The 18,354-nt window shown below is 61.8% G+C and carries 14 protein-coding genes and 1 tRNA gene; 8 read left to right on the top strand and 7 right to left on the bottom strand.

Annotation, left to right across the window (positions count from 1 at the left end; genetic code table 11):
* Positions 1-48 precede the first annotated feature (48 nt).
* Positions 49-1,476, bottom strand: coding sequence for a mannose-1-phosphate guanylyltransferase/mannose-6-phosphate isomerase (locus tag HFC70_RS03830; protein WP_168471888.1), 1,428 nt, complete (start codon positions 1,474-1,476; stop codon positions 49-51).
* A gap of 482 nt (positions 1,477-1,958) precedes the next feature.
* Here HFC70_RS03830 and HFC70_RS03835 point away from each other — a divergent pair, with 482 nt between their 5' ends.
* Positions 1,959-2,942 carry a zinc-dependent alcohol dehydrogenase family protein gene (locus HFC70_RS03835; RefSeq protein WP_168472193.1) on the top strand — a complete coding sequence of 328 codons (984 nt, stop codon included), beginning with the start codon at positions 1,959-1,961 and terminating at the stop codon, positions 2,940-2,942.
* 36 nt (positions 2,943-2,978) lie between these two features.
* Here HFC70_RS03835 and HFC70_RS03840 read toward each other — a convergent pair whose 3' ends face one another.
* Positions 2,979-3,419, bottom strand: a complete 441-nt coding sequence (locus HFC70_RS03840) for a MarR family winged helix-turn-helix transcriptional regulator (RefSeq protein WP_246735642.1) — start codon at positions 3,417-3,419, stop codon at positions 2,979-2,981.
* A gap of 259 nt (positions 3,420-3,678) precedes the next feature.
* On the opposite strand from HFC70_RS03840, the gene HFC70_RS03845 reads away from it, so the two are divergent.
* Both HFC70_RS03845 and HFC70_RS03850 read left to right on the top strand, forming a co-directional pair.
* Positions 3,679-4,374 (top strand): fumarylacetoacetate hydrolase family protein, encoded by a 696-nt coding sequence (locus HFC70_RS03845; RefSeq protein WP_168471890.1) that lies wholly within the window; start codon positions 3,679-3,681, stop codon positions 4,372-4,374.
* Positions 4,375-4,469: 95 nt separating this feature from the next.
* On the top strand, positions 4,470-5,831 hold the full coding sequence (locus tag HFC70_RS03850; RefSeq protein WP_168471891.1) for an aspartate aminotransferase family protein: 1,362 nt from the start codon (positions 4,470-4,472) through the stop codon (positions 5,829-5,831).
* A 44-nt stretch (positions 5,832-5,875) separates the two neighbouring features.
* On the opposite strand, the gene HFC70_RS03855 is transcribed toward HFC70_RS03850, so the two are convergent.
* Entirely contained in the window at positions 5,876-6,766 is an 891-nt protein-coding gene (locus tag HFC70_RS03855) for an NAD(P)-dependent oxidoreductase (protein ID WP_168471892.1), read from the bottom strand.
* Between the two features lie 120 nt (positions 6,767-6,886).
* Between HFC70_RS03855 and HFC70_RS03860 the strand changes: the two genes are divergently transcribed.
* The gene (locus HFC70_RS03860) at positions 6,887-7,306 is read left to right on the top strand and encodes a hypothetical protein (RefSeq protein ID WP_168471893.1); all 420 of its coding nucleotides are present in this window, start codon (positions 6,887-6,889) and stop codon (positions 7,304-7,306) included.
* Positions 7,307-7,373: 67 nt separating this feature from the next.
* On the opposite strand, the gene HFC70_RS03865 is transcribed toward HFC70_RS03860, so the two are convergent.
* Positions 7,374-7,448 (bottom strand) — tRNA-Val (locus tag HFC70_RS03865).
* Positions 7,449-7,530: 82 nt separating this feature from the next.
* Positions 7,531-7,893, bottom strand: a complete 363-nt coding sequence (gene cpdR1 / locus HFC70_RS03870) for a response regulator CpdR1 (RefSeq protein WP_084363150.1) — start codon at positions 7,891-7,893, stop codon at positions 7,531-7,533.
* A gap of 189 nt (positions 7,894-8,082) precedes the next feature.
* On the opposite strand from cpdR1, the gene HFC70_RS03875 reads away from it, so the two are divergent.
* Together HFC70_RS03875 and hisN are read left to right on the top strand one after the other, a co-directional pair.
* Positions 8,083-8,967: an N-formylglutamate amidohydrolase gene (locus HFC70_RS03875; protein WP_168471894.1), complete on the top strand. Its 885-nt coding sequence runs from the start codon at positions 8,083-8,085 to the stop codon at positions 8,965-8,967.
* Positions 8,968-9,269: 302 nt separating this feature from the next.
* A complete protein-coding gene (gene hisN, locus HFC70_RS03880; protein ID WP_168471895.1) occupies positions 9,270-10,040 on the top strand; it encodes a histidinol-phosphatase in 771 nt (256 codons plus the stop codon).
* Positions 10,041-10,072: 32 nt separating this feature from the next.
* Here the strand turns inward: hisN and HFC70_RS03885 are convergent, their stop codons facing one another.
* The gene (locus HFC70_RS03885; RefSeq protein ID WP_168471896.1) at positions 10,073-11,059 is read right to left on the bottom strand and encodes an alpha/beta fold hydrolase; all 987 of its coding nucleotides are present in this window, start codon (positions 11,057-11,059) and stop codon (positions 10,073-10,075) included.
* A 401-nt stretch (positions 11,060-11,460) separates the two neighbouring features.
* On the opposite strand from HFC70_RS03885, the gene HFC70_RS03890 reads away from it, so the two are divergent.
* Positions 11,461-11,931, top strand: a complete 471-nt coding sequence (locus tag HFC70_RS03890) for an Hsp20 family protein (RefSeq protein ID WP_168471897.1) — start codon at positions 11,461-11,463, stop codon at positions 11,929-11,931.
* A 69-nt stretch (positions 11,932-12,000) separates the two neighbouring features.
* Here HFC70_RS03890 and HFC70_RS03895 read toward each other — a convergent pair whose 3' ends face one another.
* Positions 12,001-13,047, bottom strand: coding sequence for a low specificity L-threonine aldolase (locus HFC70_RS03895; RefSeq protein ID WP_168471898.1), 1,047 nt, complete (start codon positions 13,045-13,047; stop codon positions 12,001-12,003).
* Between the two features lie 546 nt (positions 13,048-13,593).
* On the opposite strand from HFC70_RS03895, the gene gltB reads away from it, so the two are divergent.
* Positions 13,594-18,318, top strand: a complete 4,725-nt coding sequence (gene gltB, locus HFC70_RS03900) for a glutamate synthase large subunit (protein ID WP_168471899.1) — start codon at positions 13,594-13,596, stop codon at positions 18,316-18,318.
* The last annotated feature ends 36 nt before the right edge of the window (positions 18,319-18,354 follow it).

Genomic DNA, 18,354 nt, shown 5'->3' on the forward strand with positions numbered 1-18,354 from the left:
GCTTCGCGGGTCTTCATGATGCGGTATCCCGGGCGCTGGGCCAGATGATCAGTTGCGGCCGAATTCGTCGACCAGGCGGATGATATCGTCTTCGCCGAGATAGGAGCCGGTCTGGATCTCGATCAGTTCGAGCAGGATTTTGCCCGGGTTGCCGAGCCGATGCACGGCGCCCTGCGGAATGTAGATCGACTGGTTTTCATGCAGGATGGTTTCCTTGTCACCGACCGTCACTTCGGCGGTGCCGCGCACGCAGATCCAGTGTTCGGAGCGGTGGTGATGCTTTTGCAGGGAAAGCTTCTTGCCGGGATGCACGAACAGGCGCTTCACCTGGAAGCGGTCGCCGTTGAGGATCGAGGTATAGCCGCCCCAGGGCCGCAGAGACGTCGGATGGGTCTCGGTCAGCGGTGCGGTCGCCTTGTCGGAGGCCAGCAGCTGCACGAGCTTGCCGACATCCTGGCTCTCGTCGAGCCGGCCGACATAGACGGCATCTTCGCTGGCGATCACGGCAATGCCGTCCATGCCCTGAACGGCCAGATGGCTGGTGCGCGACATGACAAGCGAATTGCGCGTGTTGCTGACGGTGGCCTTGCCGGTGACGACATTGCCGTTTTCATCGGCTTCGCCAAGTTTCCAGACGGCATCCCAGCTGCCAAGATCCGACCAGGTGATGGGCGCCGGCACGACGGCGGCATTCGGCGTCTTTTCCATGACGGCGTAGTCGATGGAAATGCTCGGGCTCTTGGCGAAGGATGCTTCGTCGAGACGGGAGAAATCAAGATCCTTCACCGACTTTTTGACTGCTTCGGTCGCGGCGGCGACGACTTCGGGCGCATAGGAGTTCATCTCGGCGATGATCTGCCTGGCCGAGAAGACGAACATGCCGGAGTTCCAGTAGAAATTGCCGGCCTCCAGCATTTTCTTTGCGTTTTCGAGATCCGGCTTTTCAACAAAGCGGCTGACGGCATACGCGCCGGCGGTGAGGGCCTTGCCCATTTCGATGTAGCCGTAGCCGGTCGCGGGTTCGGTCGGCGTGATGCCGAAGGTCACCAGCTTGCCGGCCTTGGCGGCGTCATGGGCGGTGCGAACGCAGTCCAGATAGGCGGCATCGACAGCGATGGCATGGTCGGACGGCAAGATCTGCAGGATGGCGTCTTCGCCGAATCGCTCGCTGACGGCAAGGGCGGCGACCGCTACGGCGGCAGCGGTATTGCGGGCCACCGGCTCCAGCACGATGCCCGACAGGGTTATGCCGAGTTCGCGAGCCTGCTCGGCCACCAGAAAGCGGAATTCCTCGTTGGTCACGACCAGCGGCGGCTCATAGCTTTTGGCATCGCTGACCCGTGCCAGCGTATCTTGAAAAAGCGTCTTGTCGCCCAGAAACTTGATGAACTGCTTGGCAGCCGTCGCCCGGGAAAGGGGCCAAAGCCGGGTTCCTTTGCCGCCGGCCATGATGACGGGTACGATTTTATCGGTCATTTCCTACTTTCCCTTTCGGTTGTCGGTCGTGCAAAGCGCCGTGCAGACGGCATGGAGCCAAACGTGTCACAAGGGTCTGGACCCGCAGCCGGCAGGCGCGATGGCGCGTGCTGTGCTGGCCCTAACGCTCTCAATGGGCCGGTTGTTGCATTTTTTATGCCATAGTCCAAGCCTGCCATCGGTCATTGGTAAATATCGATATCGGGGCGGATGCAGCAACCCTCGACCGATCAAGGCCAAAGGTTCTATTATTCGACAATTCTTGAAGATCATCGGCGGATTATCGGTATGAGACACGTCAATATATGCCGGTTAACTTTGCAGCAGGAAGCTATCACCTTTGTTGATGTTTGGAGCAGCAACAGTGCGTCGACCAACCTTGTCTTTAATAGCCCCTATTCTGTTGCGTTTTCGTGATGGCGGCTCACTATGCCGCATTCGCATAGAGGATGGACAAGAAGATGCGTGATGACCTGAAACCGATGAGAGCCATGGTGCTTCGCCGGGTCGGCGAGCCGCTGCAACTGGAGAGGCGGCCTTTGCCGGTGGCTGGCCCCGGCGCGATTCGGGTGCGGATCGAAGCCTGTGCCGTTTGCCGCACCGATCTGCATGTGGTCGACGGCGATCTGCCGGACCCTCAGCTACCACTTGTACCCGGACACGAAATCGTCGGCATGGTCGAGAGCCTCGGGCCTGGGGTCACCAACCTGTCGCCTGGTGTGCGGGTCGGCATCCCCTGGCTCGGCCATGCCTGCGGCTGTTGCTCCTACTGCCTGAGCGGTCGGGAGAACCTGTGCGACGAGCCGGGCTTTACCGGCTACACGCGGGATGGCGGCTTTGCCAGCCACGTGGTGGCACATGCCGATTTTGCCTTTCCGCTTGCCGGCTTTGAGGATCCCGTTGCCGCCGCGCCGTTGATGTGCGCCGGTCTGATCGGCTGGCGATCGCTGAAAATGGCGGGCGACGGCCGGCGCATCGGTATTTATGGCTTCGGTGCCGCGGCTCATATCATCGCTCAGGTCTGCCGGTTTCAGGGCCGCGAGGTCTATGCCTTCACCCGCGACGGCGATGCCGGCGCGCAGGCGATGGCGATCTCCCTCGGTGCCGCCTGGGCCGGCGGATCGCAAGAGGCGCCGCCCGTGCCGCTCGACGCTGCCATCCTGTTTGCGCCGGTCGGCGACCTCGTGCCGGCTGCGCTGAAAGCCGTTGCCAAAGGCGGCACGGTGGTGTGTGGCGGCATCCATATGTCCGATATCCCGGCCTTTCCCTACCGTATCCTGTGGGGAGAGCGGCGGGTCGTGTCTGTTGCCAACCTGACGCGGGCCGATGCGGTCGAGTTTCTCGACCTGGCGCCGAAGGCCGGCGTGAAGACCACCACCACGGTCTATCCGCTCGAGCGCGCCAACGACGCACTGGACGATCTGCGGGCCGGTCGCTTTCAGGGCGCTGCGGTTCTGGTTCCGTAATGCCCGTCGCCCATTGTTCGGTATCTCTCTCAGCCCTTACGGGAAACGCAATGGCGCGCGGCTCAGATCGTTGCTTGCCTCGACAGCCTTTTTCAGCAGTTGCACGAACTGGCTGCGTTCCGCCGGGTCGAGACCGCCGAGCAGCAGGGCCTGCATGTCCCAAACTACGGGGCGGATGCTCTCGACGGTGTCCTGGCCCTTGTCTGTGAGGAAAAGTTCGCGGGCGCGGCGGTCCTTCGGATTGGTCTCGCGACGGACCAGTTCCTTTTGCTCGAGCCGATCCACCACGCCGCCGATGGTCACGCGGTCATAGGCGATATGACTGGACAGGGTCGCTTGGTCGAGGCCGGGCGTTGCCCCGATGGCGCTTAAAGCAGCGTACTGCACCGGCGTGAGGTCGTATCCCTTCTTCGCCGTTTCCTCGACGAACAGGGAAACCGCCACTTGATTGAGCCGGCGGATCAGATGGCCCGGCATTTCGTATATTTCCAGCATGAATGTCAGCTTCCCCCCAGCGTCGCCTGCCGCAGACTACTGCTATTTCTACCCATTAAAAAGGGTGGGGGACGATAACGCGCGGCTATCGGGAACTCCAACGGGCGAGGCTCGGCTTTCCGTGTGGGTTCTGGCAGGATTCGACCGTTGCCAGACTGGTGGCGCACCGGCATTCCTGATCTATATGCAGCATACTCCCTTGCGGGGAAATACCGGTTTGGAACGAGGAGCAGACAGTCCTATGAGCGCACTATTCAATATCCCGGCCATCCCGCTGGTTCCGGTGAAGGGCGAAACGGCCGGTTATCCCGTGCATCGCATTTTCTGCGTCGGGCGCAATTATGCCGAACATGCCGCCGAGATGGGCTACGAGGTCGATCGCGAGGCACCGTTCTATTTTACCAAGCCCGCCTCGGCGATCGTGCCGACCGGCAGCACTATCGCCTATCCGCCGGGCACGTCCAATTTTCACTACGAGATGGAATTGGTGGTGGCGATCGGCGCGCCGGCCTTCCGGGTCAGCGTCGAGGATGCGCCGAAGGCGATCTTCGGCTATGCCGCCGGGCTCGACATGACGCGCCGCGACCTGCAACTGGCCCAGCGCGCCAAGCAGCGGCCGTGGTCGCTCGGCAAGGCCTTCGAGAATTCGGCACCGATTGCCGAAATCACCAAGGTCACCGATTTTGCGCCGATCGGGCCGCAGCGGATTACGCTTTCGGTGGGCGACGAGATCAAGCAGGACGCTCATCTGAGCGATCTCGTCTGGTCGGTGGCCGAACTGATCAGCCATCTCTCGCAATTCTATCATCTGGTGCCGGGCGATCTGATCTATACCGGCACGCCAGCCGGCGTCGGCCCGGTGTTGCCCGGCGACGTCATCCGCGGCGAGATCGACGGGCTGCAGCCGATCACGCTGACGATCGGCCCGGCGGAATGAGGATGGAGTGACAGCGTGCCATTGCCTGGCTTGCGCCGCAGTCAAATCCATGGCCCATTCGCATTGATGACGGATGGGATCGAGGAGTGCTGCGCATGAACAGCAGGGCAACGGTGGGCGGCAGCGGGACCTATGGCGTCAGGGCACTGCCGAAGATCGCCTATGGTCAGGGCAGCTATCTCTATGACAGTGACGGAAAACGCTATCTCGACGGTTCGGGCGGTCCGGCGGTCTATTGCCTGGGCCACGCCCATCCCGAGGTCAACGATGCCATCAAGGCGCAGCTCGACCGGGTCGCCCATGGGTATCGCTATCTCTTCACCTCGGATGCGATGGAAGAGTTGACGGAGATCGTCAACGCCAATGCCGGCGGCCATTTCCCGCATATGGTCTATGTCGGCAGCGGATCCGAGGCGGTGGAATCCTGCCTGAAGATCGCCCTGCAATATCACACGGCGCGCGGCGAAAAGAGCCGCCGCCGGTTCATTTCGCGGCGTCGCTCCTGGCATGGCAATACGCTCGGCGCGCTGTCGGTCTCCGATTTCAAGGCGCGGCGCGAGGCGTTCGAGGGCAGCCTGCTGGACGTGTCCTTTGTCTCCAGCGCCAATGCCTACCGCCTGCCGCACGGCGTCGAAGGTCATCAACTGGCAGCGCACCTGGCCGATGAGCTGGAAGCGCAGATCCTGACGATCGGCGCGCAGAATGTCGCGGCCTTCATCTTCGAGCCGGTGGTCGGGGCGGCCGGTGGCGTGGTGCCGGCGCCGGAGGGTTATGCGGCCGCGGTGGCCGCCGTCTGCCGCTGCCACGGCGTGCTCTTGATCGGCGACGAGGTGATGTGCGGCTCGGGCCGGACGGGGACCTTCCGGGCGCTAGAGCAGGACGGCGTGGTGCCGGATATCATGAGCATCGCCAAGGGGCTTGCCGGCGGCTACCAGCCGCTGGGGGCTGCGCTCTACAGTGCGGCGATCCATGCCGTGCTGGTCGATGCCCATGGCGGGGCGATGACCGGGCATACGTTTACCGGTCATACCTCGTCCTGTGCGGCCGGCGTGGCCGTGCAGAAGATCATCGCTCGCGACAGGCTTCTGGAGAGCGTCCTGTCGCGCGGCGAAACCTTCAGGCAGGCGCTGCGAACCGCCTTTGCCGACGTGCCGGAGGTGGGCGACATTCGCGGCCGCGGCTTCTTTATCGGCCTGGAGCTGGTCGCCGATCCGCTAACGAAGACGCCATTCCCGGCCTATGCCAGCCTGCATGCGGATATCGGCCGGCGGGCCTTCGAGGCTGGGCTGATCTGCTATCCCTCGACCGGCAATGTCGACGGAACGAATGGCGACACCGTCATCCTGGCGCCGGCCTACAATGCCAGCGACGAGGAGCTTGCCGAGATCATCGCGATCCTGTCGCCGGTCATCCGCGATGCCGTCGCGGCCGCAAGGCGGGCTGTCGCCCTGCGGTGACGCTTGTCTTTGGTCCCGGCGTTTGATGCGGCTGCTGCCTGGTCTCAGCCCACATAACGCCGCCAGTTGTGCTCTTCCTTGAAACCGAGGACCTTGCGGATCTTGGCGTTGGAGAGCGGTGCCTCGTGGCCTTCGAGGGGCCGCGTCAGTGGCGTGCCGGGCGCCCATTTTTGCAGGAATTCGGCCGTCGGCTCATGGGCGGTGATGGTGTCGTTGACAGCATTGAACACCTGAAAGCCCAGCCCGTCCTTCTCGACGCAGAGATGGACGATCTGGCCGAGATCGCGGGCGTCGATATAGCTCCAGGCATTGCGCTTGCGCGATGGCGGATCGGCCATGAAGGCCGGAAAGCGATCGTATTCATGCGGCTCGATGACATTGCCGATGCGCAGCGCATAGATGTCGGCGCCGGAGCGCATGGCAAAGGCGCGGGCGGTCTTCTCGTTGACCACCTTGGATAGGCCGTAGCTGTCCATCGGGTCGACATCGTAGTCCTCGTCCAGAGGAAACTGGTGATAGTCCTTGTCGCCCTCGGCAAAGCAGACGCCATAGGTCGTCTCGCTGGAGGCGATGATGATCTTCTTGATACCCAGCTTCACCGCCGCCTCGATGACATTGTAGGTGGAGGTGACATTGGCCTGGAAGGTGGTGTTGTCGGGGCGCAGCAGAATGCGCGGCACGGCGGCGAAGTGCACGACCGCATCGACCTTGGCCGGCCCCTTGCCGGTTTCAAGGCCTGCGAAATCGAAATGCATGGACAGCGCGTTGAACACCTGGCCGCTGTCGGTGAGGTCGGTCTGCAGCGTATTGACGCCAGGATGATCGAGCGGCACCAGATCGAGGTTGAAGACCGTATGGCCCTTGTCCAGAAGATAGGGCACGACATGGCGCCCGGCCTTGCCGCTGCCGCCGGTAAAGACGATCCGTTTGGTCATGGGGTTCTCCTCCTGGGGTGGCCATGTTGCGTCGGAGTGCCGGCGACGTGGCACAGCATGGCTTGGTCTTGCGGCACCGGCCTGCTATCTAGCGCGCCAGAGCCAAGGAGGCGAGGGGCCATGAGCGTGGCGGAAGACATTGTTGACGGCCGGTCCTGCGGCACGTGTTCGCTGTGCTGCATCCTGCCGGAGATCGACGTGTTCGATAAGCCGGCCAATAGTGTGTGCCGCCATTGCCAGCCGGGCAGGGGCTGTCTGGCCTATGATGAGCGGCCCGCCACCTGCCGCGACTTCTTCTGTCACTGGATGACAGACGCCGACATGAATGAAGCCTGGGAGCCGGCCCGCTGCCACATGATGGTCTATACCCAGGGACCGCAGATCACCGTGCTGGTCGATCCGGCCCATCCCCACATCTGGAAGACCGAGCCCTATGCCAGCCAGTTGCAGCAATGGGCCGCAGAGTCCGCACCGAGCGGCGGCTATCTTATTGTCTATGTCGGGGACGAGGTGACGGTGGTGGGGGCAAAGGCGGGGTAGCTGATCCCATTTCCCGCAAAGAAAAAGGCTCGGCGATCTCTCGCCAAGCCTTTGATCTGAAACTGGATGGTGGGCGTAACAGGGATTGAACCTGTGACCCCTACGATGTCAACGTAGTGCTCTCCCGCTGAGCTATACGCCCATCCGATGGCGGCTTAAGACCACAAAACCGTTAGGCCCGTCAATAGGCATTTTCGGTTTTGTGAAGAGTTTTTTACAGACCCTTACGCCGCAAGGAGTTTGTTCACTTCGTCGACCAGATCGCGAAGGTGGAAAGGCTTGGACAACACCTTGGCGTCCTTGGGAGCCTTCGAATCGGCATTGAGGGCCACGGCGGCAAAGCCAGTGATAAACATCACTTTCAGGTCGGGATCGAGTTCCGTGGCGCGGCGCGCCAGCTCGATGCCGTCCATTTCCGGCATGACGATGTCGGTCAGGAGCAGCGAGAAGGGTTCCTCGCGCAGACGGTCATAGGCGCTTGCGCCATTGTCGAAGGACGAAACCTTGTAACCCGCCTTTTCCAATGCCTTGACCAGGAACCGGCGCATGTCGTTATCGTCTTCGGCGAGAAGGATTTTCTGAATCATTGAGGGACCGTTACTCACAAAAGGGGAATGAAAGGCTTTCCGGCCCTCCTCTTTAACGCAATCCGAGTAAACATCCGGTGAATTTCAAAGGAGCGTCCCTGTCCGCCTTGTCCTTAGTATGGACTTCGATCTGTCCAACTGGCAACATGCCGAGGCAAACAAGTTGGTGATTTGGTAAAAAGAGGCGGAATGGACCGGTTGGCGGACGATTTTGATCTGTTCGAGGTGCGCGAGCCGGAAACGCAAACCATTCCCTTCGTTTACAACTCGCCCCATAGCGGCCGGCATTATCCGCCCGCCTTCCTGGAAAGTTCGCGTCTCGACCATATGGCGATCCGGCGGTCCGAGGATCATTATGTCGATGAGCTGTTTTCCGCCGCGCCGGATTTCGGTGCACCGCTGCTGCAGGCGCATTTTCCCCGGGCCTTCATCGATGTGAACCGCGAACCCTATGAGCTGGATCCGAAGATGTTCAGCGGGCCGCTGCCGTCCTTTGTCAATTCCAGTTCGATCCGGGTGGCAGGGGGGCTCGGCACCATTCCACGCATCGTTGCCGAAAACATGGACATCTATGCGGGCCGGATGACGGTCGAGCAGGCGATGGCGCGCATCGATACGGTCTACAAGCCCTATCATGCCTGCCTGCGGCGGCTGATGGCGCGCACCCATACGCGCTTTGGCCTGGCCGTTTTGATCGATTGCCATTCCATGCCCGGCAATATCCGGGTTTCCGGCAGCAGCCTTCGTCCCGATTTCATCATCGGCGATCGCTACGGCACCAGCGCGTCTGCCGATCTGTCGATGGCGGCTCTGCATATCCTCGAAAATCTCGGCTTCTGCGCCGTGCGCAACAAGCCCTATGCCGGCGGTTTCATCACCGAGCACTACGGCCGGCCGGTGCGCGGCCTGCATGCATTGCAGATCGAGATCAACCGTTCGCTCTATGTGGACGAGACCACCTTGCAGAAGCGGCCCGATTTCCGCCTGCTGACCTCGGCGATTGCCACCTTCATCGGCGCCATGGCGGAGTTTGCCGCCGATATGACCGGCGATACGGCGCTGGCGGCGGAATAGGCCATCCGGTCCGAATTTGCCCGGCGGGCCGTTTTCCCTGACATTCGACCAAAAAAAACCGCGCCATGGGCGCGGCTAAGTCTAGGGAGGAAACACCCAAGGAGGGTATTTACAGTCAGAAGACTGTAAATTGAGAATATTATTGCGCTGCACAATTGTCAAGAGACGGTGCTGTCATTTTTTAGGCACGATGAAAGATTGTGCAGATATTCGGCAGGTGACGGTTTCGCCGGCCATTTGCAAAGCCTTGAGAAGACGGCTAGAAATCCCCTCCCTAGGCTTCTCTTTACCGGATGGTCCCCATGCTTCCCGACCGTGCTTTTTTTGATCGCCTTGCCGCTGCGGCAAAGGCCGAGACCCTGCCGCGCTTTCGTTCGCGGCTGGATGTCGTCAACAAGCTGGCCGGCGGCTATGACCCGGTGACCGAGGGCGACCGTGCCGCGGAAACGGCGATCCGGGCGCTGATCGAGGCGGAATTCCCCGATCACGGCATCCTCGGCGAAGAGCATGAGAATATCGGCATCGACCGCGATTCTGTCTGGGTGATCGATCCGATCGATGGCACCCGCGCCTTCATCTCGGGCGTGCCGATGTGGGGCACGCTGATCGGCTTCCAGCACCTCGGCCGGGCCACGATGGGCATGATGGACCAGCCGTTCACCGGCGAGCGCTATTATGCCGATGGCGAAAACGCCTGGTATCGCGGACCGGATGGCGAGCGGCAGATTCGCACGCGGGACTGCGCCGGGTTGGAGGATGCCATTCTCTTCACAACCTCGCCGCATATCTTCATCGGTGACGAGTTATCGCGTTACCAGACGATCGAGGACAAGGTCCGGCTGTTCCGCTACGGCATCGATTGTTATGCCTATGCGCTGCTGGCGGCGGGCCATGTCGATCTCGTCATCGAGACCTCCCTGAAGCCCTACGACGTCGGCGCGCTGATCCCGCTTATCGAGCAGGCGGGCGGCATCATCACCACCTGGGACGGCGGACGGCCGGAAGCCGGCGGACGTATCGTTGCGGCCGGATCCAGGGCCGTGCACGAGCAGGCCTTGGCACTGCTGGCCTGACGGGTCTTGCTGACGAACGGGTCCTGCCAGGATCAGGCAGCACTTGCCTCGCCTGACTCGCTTGCCTCGAGCGCCACATCCGGATCGCTGCCGGGGATGAAGGCCGCGATGGCGGCCATCGCCTGAGCACGATAGCGGTCGCTTTCCTGCAGGATTTCGTGGCGGGCGCCGGGAATGGCGACAAGCTGGGCGGCGCGGAACTGCTGGGCCATCCGCTCCTGGTCGATATAGGGCACCACCCCGTCGCGCATCGGGGCGATCAGCACGGTCGGTATGGTGATCTTCATCAGATGCTGCGGATCGCTGATGCGGCGGATGACCTTCTGCGCTTCGTAGAGCCATCGGGCCGTCGGGGCGCCGACGCTTAGTCCCGGCACAGCTGCAACCGCGGCGGCATTGCGCTGGAAGCGAACGGGGTCGGAGGTCAGCGGATTGCCGGCAAACGGCCGGTTGGACGGATCGCCCGACAACGGTCGGCCGCCAAGGCCTGCCAAGGTTGCCAGCATCGACAGTGCGAAGATCTTGCGCGGCGAGAGTTTCTGCCCGCCCAGCCCGACGAAGGGCGCCGACAGCACCATGCGGTCGATGCGGTTGGCCAGCCGCGGCGCGCTCGACAGCGCGATCAGCCCGCCGGTCGAATGGGCCAGCAGGAAAAACGGCAGGCGCGTGTCCGGCAGGACGATCTTTTCCAGGAAAATGTCGAGATCGCGCTCGTAATCGGCAAAACGGCGGACATGGCCATGGCGGACATCCTTCAGCAGGCGCTCAGACAGGCCCTGGCCGCGCAGATCGAAGGTGGCCACCCATAGCCCCTGGGCATTCAGCTCGCGGATCGTTTCGAAATACTTCTCGATATACTCGTTGCGGCCATGCAGCAGCACGACGGTGCCCTTGGCAATGCTGTCTTTGGCGCGAAACACGGCATAACGCAGCCGGACGCCGCCGTGACCTTCGAAATAGCCGGCGATGTGATTGGCCGGGATCGGATTTCCTGGAGTTTCGTGGAGAACTGGGTCCATGAGTGCGCCGGCTTGCTTGGGTTGATCTTGGTGCAGCATAGCAAAGCGCAAGAGCGGACGCAGCATGGTCGAACAACAAAAAGAAAGCCGGGGTCGCTTGGAGGTCAAAACCTTTGCGCGACTCCGGCTCCAGAGCCACTGAAGATGAAGGGACGGTGTGTCTTCAGCCATCGAAGTTTTTCCCTTCGACGATCGTTGTTCTAGCTGCGCCTGGCTGAACGCCAGCCGAACCGGTCGTTCATCTGCAATTCATCAGCATTAGCAGGCTCTTGAATCTCAAAACGGCAATTCCCATTTTTCTGGAAGCGGACGCCGAAAGGGCCGCAAGACACCGTCCGGTCACGCCTCGACAGGGTATCGGACATCAAAACCGCAAACGTCGCTTCTTAAGGAGGGCATCCATGCGTCACGTTGATTTCTCCCCACTCTACCGTTCTACGGTCGGCTTCGACCGGCTTTTCACCATGCTCGACAGCCTCGGCCAGCCTGAACAGGCACCGGCCTATCCGCCCTACAATATCGAGCGGACCGGTGAAAACACCTACCGTATCACCATGGCCGTTGCCGGCTTCGATGAGCGCGAACTCAGCATCGAGGCGCATGCCCATGTGCTGACCGTGAAGGGTGAAAAGATCGAGGAAGACAAGCCGGAACTGACCGAGTTCCTCTATCGCGGCATCGCCAAGCGCGCTTTCGAGCGGCGCTTCCAGCTGGCCGATCATGTCGAAGTGCAGAACGCATCGCTGAAAAACGGCCTGCTGCACATCGATCTTCTGCGCAATATTCCCGAGGCCATGAAGCCGCGCCGTATCGCGATTGCAGCAGAACCGCTGGATGCAGCGCCGAAGTCGATCGAGGCTCACGTCAACTAAACGTCAGTTCTTCAGGTCTCGAAGGCGGCTTCCGAAACGGGAGCCGCCTTTTTGTGTTTTAGGCCGGCGTTACAAGACTGCGACGAAGCGATCGACCTCGTCCGGCGTGGTGGCAAAGCTTGTCACCAGACGGATCAGGATCTCGTTTTCGTCGAGCAGGTCAGGGGTTTCGCGCGGCACCGGCCAGTCGTAGAACTTGGCGCCCTTGCCTTGCGCATCGGCTGCGGCGTCCTTGGTCAATACGGCAAAGACCTCGTTGGACTGGGTGTCCCAGGCCAGGCGGCTCTTACCGGCGGCCCTGATGCCGCTGCGCAGCCGATCCGCCATGTCATTGGCGTGACGGGCCAGGTCGAGCCACAAGCCGCCCTCGAAATAGGCCTCGAGTTGCGCCGAGATGAATCGGGTCTTGGAGAAGAGCTGCGCCGAGCGCTTGCGGATGAAGGGCATTTCGGTGGCCATTTCGGGCTTCATGAAGATGATCGCCTCGGCGCACCAGCAGCCGTTCTTGGTGCCGCCGAAGGACAGGATGTCGACGCCGCGCTTCCAGGTCATGTCGGCAGCCGTGGTCTGCAGGGCGACGATGGCATTGGCGAAACGGGCGCCGTCCATGTGCAGCGGCAGGTTGGCGTCGCGGGCAACCGTGCCGATCGCCTCGATTTCTGCGAGACTGTAGACCGTGCCGACCTCGGTTGCCTGGGTCAGGGTTATCGCCATCGGCCGGCCCTGGTGCACGGCGCCCGGCGGATAACGGCCGATGGCGGCCTTCAGGCCCTCGGGCTCCAGCTTGCCATTTGGGCCTTCGACCGGAAACAGCCGGCAGGCGCCAGTCAGGAACTCCGGTGCACCGCACTCGTCAGCCGTGACATGGGCTTCCGAGTGGCAAAAGGTGACGCCGCCGGGCTTGGCGATGCTGGCCAGTGCCAGCGAATTGGCGGCCGTGCCGGTGCCGACGAAATAGACGGCTACCTCGCGCTGGAAGATCTCGTTGAAGCGGGCTTCGATACGCTTGTCGAGGTCGCTGGTGCCGTAGGCCGCGGCATAGCCGGAGGCTTCCTTGACGAGACTTTCGGCAATCAAGGGATGGGCGCCGGCCCAGTTGTCTGAGGAGAAGAACATGAACGGAATCCTGACTGAGATGATGGCGGCAAAGGGACGGCGCCAGCTTTAAGCATTTTCGGCTGCCGTTCAATCGCTGCGGCGGCAAGGCGTGTCGCATCGGCCCAGCAAGCACAAACCGCAAAGCTTTTAGCCGGTCAGCGAAAGAAGATGTCGCGATTTTGCGATTTATCGTAATCTTGCTGCGTCTTCCGGCCGTATTTTTCGGAGTCGGGTCTTGCAAGCGTTTAAGCTTTCTGGCATAGAGATTTTGAAAATAGGTCAGATAAGTTGACCTATTTTCAAGAATGAAGGGTCAAGATTTTAAGCGCGGAGGCCTTACCTGAGCGGCTTTTCGCGCTATAGTCGCGACGTGACGTAGCAAGTATGCGGGCCGGCAGGGCTCGATCGAGGTAAGTCGGTTGACCTATCCGCCGCCTCGTCAATGCCTGCCAACGTCGCAAGGCTTAGCCTGGCTGCCATGATCAGACCCTGTTGCGCCGACGTCATGATCTGTCGGCTAAAACTGCGCAAAGGCCCGCGAAGGGTTCAACTGGAGGGAAGACGATGTCGAAAGTGACGCCATCTGACGCATTCGAGCATGCTGCCGTGGGCGCGGCCGAAACCCGTGCCGGTCGGCTCTCGCCCAAATACGGCCTTCCGGCCCGTCAGGGTCTTTATGATCCGAAGAACGAGCACGATGCCTGTGGCGTCGGCTTCATCGCCCATATGAAGGGCCAGAAGTCGCACCAGATCGTCAAGGACGGCCTGTTCATCCTGGAAAACCTTACCCATCGCGGCGCTGTTGGCGCCGATCCGCTGATGGGCGACGGTGCTGGCATTCTGGTGCAGATCCCCGATCGTTTCTTCCGCGAGGAAATGGCAAGCCAGGGTATCGTCCTGCCGAAGGCCGGCGAATATGCCGTCGGCCATTTCTTCTTCCCGCAGGACGAAACGCAGGTCGCCCATTTCAAGCAGGTGATCGCCGAGGTGGTGGCTAGCGAAGGCCAGCAGCTGATCGGTTTTCGCGACGTGCCGGTCGACAATTCCTCGCTGTCCAAGGCGCCGCATATCGCCGCGACCGAACCGCGCCATATCCAGGTCTTCATCGGCATCGGCCGCGATGCCGATACGCCGGACGCCTTCGAGCGCCGGCTGTTCCTGCTGCGCAAGGTGATCTCCAACCGCATCTATGATCAGTACAAGGGCGAGGATACCGGTTTCTATCCGGTTTCCCTGTCGTCCTCGACCATTGTCTACAAGGGTATGTTCCTCGCCTATCAGGTGGGCGCATACTACAAGGACCTCAGCGATCCGCGCTTCGAATCGGCCGTGGCGCTCGTGCACCAGCGCTTCTCGACCAACACCTTCCCATCGTGGAAGCTGGCGCATCCCTATCGCATGGTCGCCCATAACGGCGAAATCAACACGCTGCGCGGCAACGTCAACTGGATGGCGGCCCGCCAGGCCTCGGTCTCTTCGCCGCTGTTCGGTTCGGATATCTCCAAGCTCTGGCCGATCTCCTACGAGGGCCAGTCCGACACGGCCTGTTTCGACAACGCGCTGGAATTCCTGCTGCGTGGCGGCTACTCCATGGCCCATGCGGTGATGATGCTGATCCCCGAAGCCTGGGCCGGCAACCAGTCGATGAGCCCGGAGCGCAAGGCATTCTACGAATATCATGCGGCCCTCATGGAACCATGGGACGGACCGGCCGCCGTTGCCTTCACCGATGGCAAACAGATCGGCGCGACGCTCGACCGCAACGGCCTGCGTCCGGCCCGCTATCTCGTCACCGACGACGACCGCGTCATTCTTGCTTCGGAAGCCGGCACGCTGCCGGTGCCGGAAGAGCGGATCGTCAAGAAGTGGCGCCTGCAGCCGGGCAAGATGCTGCTGATAGACATGGAGAAGGGCCGCATCGTTTCCGACGAGGAAGTGAAGTCGGACCTGGCGGGCAGCCATCCCTATCGCAAGTGGCTCGATCGCACCCAGCTGATCCTTGAAGACCTGAAGCCGGTGGAGCCGCGGGCGCTGCGCCGCGACGTGTCGCTGCTCGATCGCCAGCAGGCTTTCGGCTACACGACCGAGGACACCAAGATCCTGATGTCGCCAATGGCCACCACAGGCCAGGAAGCGATTGGCTCGATGGGCACCGACACACCGATCTCGGCCATGTCGTCGAAGTCGAAGCTGCTCTACACCTATTTCAAGCAGAACTTTGCCCAGGTCACCAACCCGCCGATCGATCCGATCCGCGAGGAACTGGTCATGAGCCTGGTGTCGTTCATCGGCCCGCGCCCCAACATTCTCGACCATGAGGGGGCCGCCAACGCCAAGCGTCTGGAAGTGCGCCAGCCGATCCTGACCAATGGCGATCTGGAAAAGATCCGCTCGATCGGCCACACCGAGGACCGTTTCGACACCAAGACGCTCGACTTCACCTATGACGTGGAGCGCGGCGCCGAAGGCATGCCCGAAATGCTCGACCGGCTGTGCGAGCGGGCCGAAGCAGCGGTTCGCGGCGGCTATAACATCATCGTGCTGTCGGACCGCCAGATCGGCCCGGACCGCATCGCCATCCCGGCGCTGCTGGCAACCGCTGCCGTGCACCATCACCTGATCCGCAAGGGCCTGCGCACCTCGGTCGGCCTTGTCGTGGAATCGGGCGAACCGCGCGAAATCCATCACTTCTGCTGTCTGGCGGGTTATGGCGCCGAGGCCATCAACCCCTATCTCGCCTTCGACACGCTGCTCGACATGCACAAGCACAACGAGTTCCCGAAGGAAGTGTCGGAAGACGAAGTCGTCTATCGCTACATCAAGGCGGTCGGCAAGGGCATCCTGAAGGTCATGTCCAAGATGGGCATCTCGACCTACCAGTCCTATTGCGGCGCGCAGATCTTCGACGCGATCGGCCTGTCGTCGGAACTGGTGGACAAGTATTTCTTCGGCACGGCCACCACGATCGAAGGGGTCGGCCTCAGCGAAATCTCCGAGGAGACCGTCAGCCGTCACTCGTCGGCTTTCGGCAAGGATCCGGTCCTGGCGACGACGCTCGATATCGGCGGCGAATATGCCTATCGCATGCGCGGTGAAAACCACGCCTGGAGCCCGGATTCGATCGCCTCGCTGCAGCATGCGGTGCGTGGCAACAGCCAGGATCGCTACCGCGAATTCGCCGCCATGGTGAACGAAACGGGCCTGCGCATGAACACCATTCGCGGCCTGTTCAAGATCAAGGGCGCAGAGGCTCTTGGCCGCCAGCCGATCTCGATCGACGAGGTCGAACCGGCGGTGGATATCGTCAAGCGGTTTTCGACCGGCGCCATGTCGTTCGGTTCGATCTCCCGTGAGGCGCATACGACGCTGGCGATTGCCATGAACCGGATCGGCGGTAAGTCGAACACCGGCGAGGGCGGCGAGGAAGCCGACCGCTACCTGCCGCTTTTGAACGGCGCGCCGAACCCGGAACGCTCGGCCATCAAGCAGATTGCGTCCGGCCGCTTCGGCGTGACGACCGAATACCTGGTCAATGCCGACATGCTGCAGATCAAGGTGGCGCAGGGCGCCAAGCCCGGCGAGGGTGGCCAGCTGCCTGGCCACAAGGTGGATGCAACCGTTGCCAAGACTCGGCACTCGACGCCGGGCGTCGGCCTCATCTCGCCGCCGCCGCATCATGACATCTATTCGATCGAAGATCTGGCGCAGCTGATCTACGACCTGAAGAACGTCAACCCGGAAGCCGATGTCTCGGTCAAGCTGGTCTCGGAAGTCGGCGTCGGCACGGTCGCCGCCGGCGTTGCCAAGGCCCGCGCCGACCATATCACCATTGCCGGCTTCGATGGCGGCACCGGCGCCTCGCCGCTGACTTCGCTGAAGCATGCCGGTTCGCCCTGGGAAATCGGCCTGGCCGAAACCCAGCAAACCTTGGTGATGAACGGCCTTCGCTCGCGCATCGCGCTTCAAGTCGATGGTGGCCTGAAGACCGGCCGCGACGTCATCGTCGGTGCGCTGCTCGGGGCCGATGAATTCGGCTTTGCCACAGCACCGCTGATTGCAGCCGGTTGCATCATGATGCGCAAATGCCATCTCAACACCTGTCCGGTGGGTGTCGCCACCCAGGATCCGGTGCTGCGCAAGCGCTTCAAGGGCACGCCGGAACATGTGGTCAACTACTTCTTCTTCGTTGCCGAAGAGGTGCGCGAAATCCTTGCCTCGCTTGGCGTGACCAAGCTGGACGAGATCATCGGCGCTTCCGAGCTTCTGGAGAAGGACGACATGCTCGCCCATTGGAAGGCCCGCGGTCTCGATTTCAGCCGCATCTTCCACAAGGTCGATGCGCCGAAGGCTGCGACCTACTGGACCGAGCGCCAGAAGCATCCGATCGACGACATCCTCGATCGCCGCATGATCGAAAAGGCCATGCCGGCTTTGGAAAGCAAGCAGCCTGTCGTGTTCGAGGTCGATATCAAGAACGTCGACCGTTCGGCGGGCGCCATGCTGTCGGGCGCGCTTGCCAAGCGCTACGGCCACAAGGGCCTGAAGGATGATACGATCCATGTGACGCTGAACGGCACGGCCGGCCAGTCCTTCGGCGCGTTCCTCGCCCGCGGCATCACTTTTGATCTTGTGGGCGATGGCAACGACTATGTCGGCAAGGGCCTGTCGGGCGGCCGTATCATCGTCCGTCCGCCGGAAAACACCCGGATCATCGCCGAGGATTCGATCATCGTCGGCAACACGGTGCTCTACGGCGCGATCTCCGGCGAGTGCTATTTCCGCGGCGTCGCCGGCGAACGTTTCGCCGTGCGCAACTCCGGCGCCATCGCGGTGGTCGAAGGGGCGGGCGACCACGGTTGCGAATACATGACCGGCGGCGTCGTCGTGGTTCTGGGCGAAACCGGCCGCAACTTTGCCGCCGGCATGTCGGGCGGTGTCGCCTATGTGCTGGACGAGACGGGCGATTTTGCCCAGCGTTGCAACATGGCCATGGTCGAGCTCGAGCCGGTTCCGGAAGAGGACGACATGCTGGAGAAGCTGCACCATCACGGCGGCGACCTCATGCACAAGGGCCGCGTCGACGTGTCGGGCGATATGACCCGCCATGACGAGGAACGCCTCTACCAGCTGATCTCGAACCATCTCCACTACACGGGCTCGGCTCGCGCCATGCAGATCCTCGACAACTGGGCCGAGTACCGTCCGAAGTTCCGCAAGGTCATGCCGGTCGAATACCGCCGTGCGCTCGAGGACATGGAACGCATGAAGATGGGCGTGGCAGCGGAGTGATTTACTCCTATCATCATTGTGATATGCTTCTGGCAT

The sequence above is a fragment of the Agrobacterium sp. a22-2 genome (assembly GCF_012276985.1).
Classification (GTDB): domain Bacteria; phylum Pseudomonadota; class Alphaproteobacteria; order Rhizobiales; family Rhizobiaceae; genus Allorhizobium.

Bases quoted from the DNA above. Each gene is read 5' to 3' on its own strand.
- HFC70_RS03830 (WP_168471888.1), bottom strand. From the start codon at position 1,476: ATGACCGATAAAATCGTACCCGTCATCATGGCCGGCGGCAAAGGAACC.
- HFC70_RS03835 (WP_168472193.1), top strand. From the start codon at position 1,959: ATGAGAGCCATGGTGCTTCGCCGGGTCGGCGAGCCGCTGCAACTGGAG.
- HFC70_RS03840 (WP_246735642.1), bottom strand. From the start codon at position 3,419: ATGCCGGGCCATCTGATCCGCCGGCTCAATCAAGTGGCGGTTTCCCTG.
- HFC70_RS03845 (WP_168471890.1), top strand. From the start codon at position 3,679: ATGAGCGCACTATTCAATATCCCGGCCATCCCGCTGGTTCCGGTGAAG.
- HFC70_RS03850 (WP_168471891.1), top strand. From the start codon at position 4,470: ATGAACAGCAGGGCAACGGTGGGCGGCAGCGGGACCTATGGCGTCAGG.
- HFC70_RS03855 (WP_168471892.1), bottom strand. From the start codon at position 6,766: ATGACCAAACGGATCGTCTTTACCGGCGGCAGCGGCAAGGCCGGGCGC.
- HFC70_RS03860 (WP_168471893.1), top strand. From the start codon at position 6,887: ATGAGCGTGGCGGAAGACATTGTTGACGGCCGGTCCTGCGGCACGTGT.
- cpdR1 (WP_084363150.1), bottom strand. From the start codon at position 7,893: ATGATTCAGAAAATCCTTCTCGCCGAAGACGATAACGACATGCGCCGG.
- HFC70_RS03875 (WP_168471894.1), top strand. From the start codon at position 8,083: ATGGACCGGTTGGCGGACGATTTTGATCTGTTCGAGGTGCGCGAGCCG.
- hisN (WP_168471895.1), top strand. From the start codon at position 9,270: ATGCTTCCCGACCGTGCTTTTTTTGATCGCCTTGCCGCTGCGGCAAAG.
- HFC70_RS03885 (WP_168471896.1), bottom strand. From the start codon at position 11,059: ATGGACCCAGTTCTCCACGAAACTCCAGGAAATCCGATCCCGGCCAAT.
- HFC70_RS03890 (WP_168471897.1), top strand. From the start codon at position 11,461: ATGCGTCACGTTGATTTCTCCCCACTCTACCGTTCTACGGTCGGCTTC.
- HFC70_RS03895 (WP_168471898.1), bottom strand. From the start codon at position 13,047: ATGTTCTTCTCCTCAGACAACTGGGCCGGCGCCCATCCCTTGATTGCC.
- gltB (WP_168471899.1), top strand. From the start codon at position 13,594: ATGTCGAAAGTGACGCCATCTGACGCATTCGAGCATGCTGCCGTGGGC.